This is a genomic window from Paenibacillus sp. P4_A9 (assembly GCF_056402415.1).
The window spans coordinates 1-6,042 of the sequence record NZ_JBFUHL010000127.1; the positions used below are offsets into that span (position 1 = coordinate 1).

Below are 6,042 nucleotides of genomic sequence, written 5' to 3' on the forward strand. Positions count from 1 at the left end.
CCGAAAGGTAAACAGCTTTTGAAGAAACCAACTTTAAAACCGAGGTAAATTCGATAGATTATTGCTTGGATCACCATCTGGATACGAACGCAAGGTTTTCTCGCCCTTTCGATTCACACCCGTATTCGCATCTTCGATTAAATCAGCTTCGGTCATCTCAATCGCAGTCTGAACATCCACCACTTGACCATTTTGAAATTGAACAGCTTGGATACTTCCATCTTCATAATGCACCGATTGGATCATCGCTTTATTCGGATCAATGGTATGTGGACCACTTTGACGTCGCGGCATATAGATTTCCTCCTGTTCTATTTCAATTCATACTACCCCACTGAAAGTGGGGCTTCACCTTCTATGACTGCGATGCCTCACTCTGCGTTTTTATCTCCTGCTTCAGATCCTCTGTCTTTTGCTGTGCTTGCTTGATTTGAGTTTGAAGATCCTCCAGCTGCTGCTCGGCCTCAGTAAGGGCCGCTGCTGTAGCTTGTGAGTAGATTTGCTGTGCAACTTGCAGCGTTTGCTCTGCGGCTTGCTCTGCCTTTTGGGCAACATCCTTAATTTGCGCTAAACCAAGTTCCTTTTGTTGCGGCATGGTAATACCCCCAGCTGATGTTTTGCATACCCAATTAATGTAGGCAACACAGTCCAATTTTATTCGGCCAAAAGATAAGCATGCGTACTTAATTGATCCGAAAGAACACTAGTCGGGATAATGAACTCAATGACGCCCATATAGCCAGGTGTTACCTCATATTTCTGAAACACAATGACAAGCTTGCCATCCTTATTGATGTAGAAGCTTTGATCCTTCTTGATGGATTTAAAGTAAAAATTCACATTATTCGGAACACCCTCTACCCAATAGATTTTGGCAGGGTCATCTTTCATTCGCTGTATCATTTGCGCCTTAATATTGTCACTGATGACTTGTATATATCCCTCGTCCTTAAACAAGCTTGGCAGTGTAATGAGCAACTGATTTTTCTTATCGATCGTATCATAATGGAATGTCGTTGAGGAGGAACCCACCGTATTGACAACATACCTGCCTACGGCGAAGATTTGATCATTGTCCGTTTTAACGACATAACCGCTATCTACACCTAGGTGACCCTCTAAGCCACTTGCTTTCATTTTCTCCATGTCTACCACAAAATCTGTGTAGAGCTTTTTACTTTCCTCCAAATACTTCGTATTTAAGGATTCCTCGAGCACTTTATTTTCCATGTTTGTTATAACAGGAACTTCAATTTTCGCTTGGTGCGCACCATCATCATACTGATATTCTCGAAAAGTCAGGACTTTCATCCATTTGCCAACGACGGGCATTTCGGATAAGGTTTGGGCTAACGCTGGGCTCGTATTAAGACCCGTAACTAGTACAATAGCCGCTGCCGCGACAGCTGACATCCACTTCAGATTAGTTCTCGGCTTGCTTCGATGTTGTTTAATGGCTTGATTTACAATGAAATCGAGTTCAACAGGGATTGGAATGTCCATATAGTTTTGTTTCATTTGATCTAATTTCTCGTCCATGGTTAGTTTACCTCCACTAGCTTATCATCGTTCATTTTTATCCGTAAAAGCCTAAGTGCTTGGTAGAGCCGCGTCTTGATCGTGCTCGTATTTTCTTTTAACACCTCTGCGATTTCATCGATCTTCAAATCTTCAAAATACCGAAGCGTTATGACACTGCGATACATCGATGGCAAATCCTCCAGCGCTCTCTCCAAATCAATATTCGTATAGGCATCTTCACTGCCAGGCGTGATTGCTTCCATCGTTACATCATCCATGACCGTAAGCTTCTTATGTTTGCGTAGGAAATCCAAAGAGGTATTGACGACTATTCGGTAAAACCAGCTTTTGATCGATGCATTGTTTTTCAAGGAATCAGAGGCTGCAAAAGCCTTCTGAATCGCCTCTTGCACAATGTCGAGAGCATCCTCCTGATTTTTCACATAACTGTAAGCAAGACGGTATAYGTTCTCCTTATGCTCCGTTATACAGGTTATTAATTCGTTTTCTAGCTTCCTATTTATAGCCATGTCGTTGATGACGCTCCTTTTACCGCGCGGTTATTAAGAGATGAATCTTGTTGTAGCTAAGACGTCTCAGAGTGCTAAATAGTTTGATTTCAATGCCTACCAATTTCGCCTATCCACTGGTATACTAACAGCAAGACGCTAATGAGGTGATCTTCTATGAATATTATTAAAGTCAAAGATCGCCATGAGCTAGATCGTCGCGTACCTTCGATGCCGTGGTATATTGAGAAATTTATTAATTATAAGCTCCCAGACCTCTCACCCTCATCGCTCCTTGAATATGTACGTGATTATGAGATTTTCCTGTCTTGGCTGCTTGCGGAGGGCTTAAGCACAGCGACCGTAATGAATCAGGTTCCTCTTGAGGATTTAGAGAAGCTGCATATGGACAGCATTAATAATTTTCGCATGTTCCTCGCCACCCGTAAAGTACAAGCAAATGGTAAAACAACGATTAATCGCAAGCTATCCGCACTTCGTTCCTTATTTCATTATTTRAGTCAAATTGCTGAGGACGATAACTTTTACCCGCTTCTAAAGCGGAATGTGATGGCCAAAGTGGAAATTAAGCGCTCCCACAAGGCGAAGGACAGTGCAGCGAAACTCGAAGGTAAACTGTTGCAAGAAGAGGAAATCGTGGAGTTCATTGCTTATGTAAAAGAAGGCTACGAGCACGATGTTGCGACGAACAAACAAGCGCTCTACGCCTACGAGTTAAATAAAGTCAGAGATGCCTGTATCGTAACGCTCATCCTTAATTCAGGGCTTCGTGTTTCTGAGGTGTTTAACCTGAACGTCGATGATATTGATCTGAAAATGAAGCTCGCCCATGTGTATCGAAAAGGTAAAAATGACGATACGTTCAAAACGCCAGTGTATTTCCGTTTCGATGCGATACAAGCCCTCACGGACTACTTGGCAATTCGCTCTTCCCGGTACAAGCCCCTTAAAAAAGAAAAAGCCCTCTTCGTTGCCATGGCAAATGGCAAAAAAGAAGGCGAACGTATGACCAAACGAGCCATTCAAGAGCTTGTGATCAAATACGCCAAACGCTTTGGCAAGCCCTACTTGTCCGTACATAAGCTGCGACACTCCTTCGCCACAGATTATTACTTACAGAACGACTTGTACAAAACGCAAGAGCAGCTCGGCCACGCCTCACCTGAGACCACGCAAATCTATGCGCATCTCACGGATCGAACGATGTCCGAGGCCATCGATAAACGATTGGAATCCTGAAGACTACTTCAGGATTTTTTCGATTGCAGCCAACTCTTCCGGAGCAAACTCCAGGTTTTTCAAAGCTGCAACATTCTCCTCAATTTGCGTTACGCGGCTTGCACCAATCAAAGCGGATGTGAGACGCTCGCCGCGAAGTGCCCAAGCCAGCGACATTTGCGCCAAGCTTTGACCACGTGAGCTAGCCAATTCGTTCAGTTGAATAATTTGGTTCAGCTTCTCTTCCGTTATATCTTTCTCTTTAAGGAATTGGCTCTTACCCCCAGCTCTTGAGTCCGCGGGAATACCATTCATATATTTATTCGTCAATAAGCCTTGAGCAAGCGGACAGAACGCAATACTTCCAGCGCCGACTTCATCTAATACATCCTGCAAGCCATCTTCGATCCAACGGTTCATCATGCTGTAGGATGGTTGGTGAATAAGAAGCGGTGTACCAAGACCTTTGAGAATGGATGCAGCTTCTTTCGTTTGCTCGGCAGAATAATTAGATAGGCCGACATATAGAGCTTTACCTTGACGCACGATTAAATCCAACGTCGCCATGGTTTCTTCGAACGGTGTGTTCGGATCTGGTCTGTGAGAGTAGAAAATATCAACATAGTCTAGTCCCATTCTTTTTAAGCTTTGGTCTAAGCTGGACACCATGTTTTTCTTGGACCCCCACTCGCCATAAGGACCTTCCCACATGTGGTAGCCCGATTTCGTCGAGATGATGAGTTCATCACGATAAGCGCCTAGGTCACTTTTAAGTACACGTCCCATTAATTCCTCTGCGGAGCCTGGTGGCGGTCCGTAGTTGTTCGCTAAATCAAAATGCGTAATCCCCAAATCAAATGAACGAAGCAGCATCGCACGTCCGTTCTCGTGTAGATCTAAACCACCGAAATTGTGCCACATGCCGAGCGAAATAGCTGGAAGCTTAAGCCCCGATTTCCCTGTACGATTATATTTCATTTCTGCATAGCGTGTTGAACTAGCTTGATAGACCATGATTGTCCTCCTTCAAATGACTGAGAAAACATTCTAGATAAATAGCTTATGTATTCACTAAAGTTTTCACAAGTTCCCTGTTTCCTATGTACTAGTATAGTTGAAGCCTGCCAACAAAAAAAGAACTGAAAAAAACGTGTCTTACTCACCTAAAGGTTAGTAAGCACGTTAATTTAAAACTATTTCGTATCAAAACGCAGTAAGGCATCGTGCTCTTGCAGCCATTTTGTTTTCTCGTACGTATTTCGAATAATGTCGACCAACACGCCTTGTGGATCCACGCCATCTAAGTACCGTCCAAGGAAATGAATAAAAACGTCCAGCCTGCGAAGCTCAATCAATAACGGTATCATGCTTATTTCTTTTTCAGCTAATTGAACAAACTTACAGTACCCTTTGTAGAAAGCGCTACAATTTGCGCGTAKTCTATCTTCAGAAAGCGTAGGATCGATGAGATCGGACAAACACACGGCTAGCTCCATAACACGCGCATCSATCGTCACAAATTCAAAATCAAGAATGGCGGCCAAGCGCCCCTCATCATCAACCAGCACATTAGATCCATTAATATMGCCATGTACGAGCTGATGCGGCAGTTGACGAATTGTTGGAATCGCGGCATATAACGCCATATAGCGATTAAATATATAAGCAAGTTCTTCCTGCTGAGCCATGAATGGTTCGGGCGGTTGCAGCGAAAACGCTCGAATTGCATCCGGCTTACAGCTAGGATGAATATGTTCAATTTCATAATAAGGGGCATACTCCGGCTTACCTTCAATTGTGATCCTAGCTAAGGAGGCAGATAGTTGACCTGYCGCTTCCCCCATGTCTTGCAGCTGACTCAAGGTTAATTCKATTGGATTATGGCCCTCCGTAAATGTAAATAAGGCCGCTAGCTTCCCATCATCATTCCCAAGTGTCACCACGGTTCCTCCCGTTGGCAGCTCTAAAGGCATAGGAATTTCAAAAGGAAGCTCCTCTTTCATTTCAGCTAATCGAAGTAAAACGCTATGTTCAAACATAATTTTGTTCTGGTCCCGGTGCGTTTCGTAGAGTCTCAGAACATATGTACGACCCTCAACTTCGACGAATCGTGTTGTATTATTCATTCCCCCAGCACCAACACGAAGCGTCCATGTCTGAGCCCCAAACCAATTAGCGGGAAGTAACGCTAGTTGTTCCTCTTGTTCAATGACTCGCATAATGCTCAATCTCAGCTCCTCTTCTTATACTTGATTGTCGCCTTCTACCGCGAACTCAAAATCCTCAACATCAAAAGCCTCTACAGGTATAGCCGACTCCACTAACCGCTCAATAAAATCGAATTGATCCGTTAATAAAACAGCTTGCTCTTTGATCGCGGTCAATATTAATTCCGTTTCGATCGGGTCAAATTGATCACCATAAGCTTCATTATCTATTGCATAAACGATCTTCAATGTCACATGCTCATTAATCGGTAACGGAGGGCTTTTGCCCCATGGCATGGACAATGCTTTTTCTATTTTTTTCTTATTAAAAGATTCCTCAAAGAAGGCAATGAGCTCACCTATCATTTGTTTGACGAAACCATCATCATCTTGCTCTAACATAATGGGTTCAGGACTAATCTGCAGCTCATATAGCTCTTGAATGCTCGTATAAGGAATTAAATAGGTCACAGGCTTTGATGGCAGCATGAGCTGGCCATGCACGGCTAACATCACAGCTTCGATAATAAACGTTTTGCTCATGGAATTCCCCCCTAATGCTACAA

8 protein-coding genes are annotated in these 6,042 nt (G+C 43.5%); 1 reads left to right on the top strand and 7 read right to left on the bottom strand.

Annotated elements, in window-relative coordinates:
* Window positions 1-33: 33 nt before the first annotated feature.
* The 4 genes from AC1DVJ_RS29545 to AC1DVJ_RS29560 form a co-directional block, all read right to left on the bottom strand.
* Window positions 34-294: a DUF3892 domain-containing protein gene (locus AC1DVJ_RS29545; RefSeq protein ID WP_477596236.1), complete on the bottom strand. Its 261-nt coding sequence runs from the start codon at window positions 292-294 to the stop codon at window positions 34-36.
* A 61-nt stretch (window positions 295-355) separates the two neighbouring features.
* Complete coding sequence (locus AC1DVJ_RS29550; RefSeq protein WP_477596238.1) at window positions 356-595, bottom strand: hypothetical protein; 240 nt, start codon at window positions 593-595, stop codon at window positions 356-358.
* 59 nt (window positions 596-654) lie between these two features.
* Window positions 655-1,539 carry an anti-sigma-V factor RsiV gene (rsiV, locus tag AC1DVJ_RS29555; protein ID WP_477596240.1) on the bottom strand — a complete coding sequence of 295 codons (885 nt, stop codon included), beginning with the start codon at window positions 1,537-1,539 and terminating at the stop codon, window positions 655-657.
* 2 nt (window positions 1,540-1,541) lie between these two features.
* Entirely contained in the window at window positions 1,542-2,051 is a 510-nt protein-coding gene (locus AC1DVJ_RS29560) for an RNA polymerase sigma factor (protein WP_477596243.1), read from the bottom strand.
* 156 nt (window positions 2,052-2,207) lie between these two features.
* Between AC1DVJ_RS29560 and xerS the strand changes: the two genes are divergently transcribed.
* On the top strand, window positions 2,208-3,290 hold the full coding sequence (gene xerS, locus AC1DVJ_RS29565; protein WP_477596245.1) for a tyrosine recombinase XerS: 1,083 nt from the start codon (window positions 2,208-2,210) through the stop codon (window positions 3,288-3,290).
* A gap of 3 nt (window positions 3,291-3,293) precedes the next feature.
* Here xerS and mgrA read toward each other — a convergent pair whose 3' ends face one another.
* The 3 genes from mgrA to AC1DVJ_RS29580 all read right to left on the bottom strand — a co-directional run bounded on the left by mgrA (window position 3,294) and on the right by AC1DVJ_RS29580 (window position 6,019).
* Window positions 3,294-4,283: an L-glyceraldehyde 3-phosphate reductase gene (gene mgrA / locus AC1DVJ_RS29570; protein ID WP_477596247.1), complete on the bottom strand. Its 990-nt coding sequence runs from the start codon at window positions 4,281-4,283 to the stop codon at window positions 3,294-3,296.
* A gap of 179 nt (window positions 4,284-4,462) precedes the next feature.
* Complete coding sequence (locus tag AC1DVJ_RS29575; protein WP_477596252.1) at window positions 4,463-5,488, bottom strand: phosphotransferase enzyme family protein; 1,026 nt, start codon at window positions 5,486-5,488, stop codon at window positions 4,463-4,465.
* Window positions 5,489-5,512: 24 nt separating this feature from the next.
* A complete protein-coding gene (locus AC1DVJ_RS29580) occupies window positions 5,513-6,019 on the bottom strand; it encodes an ADP-heptose synthase (protein ID WP_477596250.1) in 507 nt (168 codons plus the stop codon).
* Window positions 6,020-6,042: the final 23 nt, after the last annotated feature.

What these genes read in the sequence shown, in the direction of transcription:
- AC1DVJ_RS29580 (WP_477596250.1), bottom strand. Translation starts at nt 6,019, where the DNA reads ATGAGCAAAACGTTTATTATCGAAGCTGTGATGTTAGCCGTGCATGGC.
- rsiV (WP_477596240.1), bottom strand. Translation starts at nt 1,539, where the DNA reads ATGGACGAGAAATTAGATCAAATGAAACAAAACTATATGGACATTCCA.
- AC1DVJ_RS29545 (WP_477596236.1), bottom strand. Translation starts at nt 294, where the DNA reads ATGCCGCGACGTCAAAGTGGTCCACATACCATTGATCCGAATAAAGCG.
- mgrA (WP_477596247.1), bottom strand. Translation starts at nt 4,283, where the DNA reads ATGGTCTATCAAGCTAGTTCAACACGCTATGCAGAAATGAAATATAAT.
- AC1DVJ_RS29550 (WP_477596238.1), bottom strand. Translation starts at nt 595, where the DNA reads ATGCCGCAACAAAAGGAACTTGGTTTAGCGCAAATTAAGGATGTTGCC.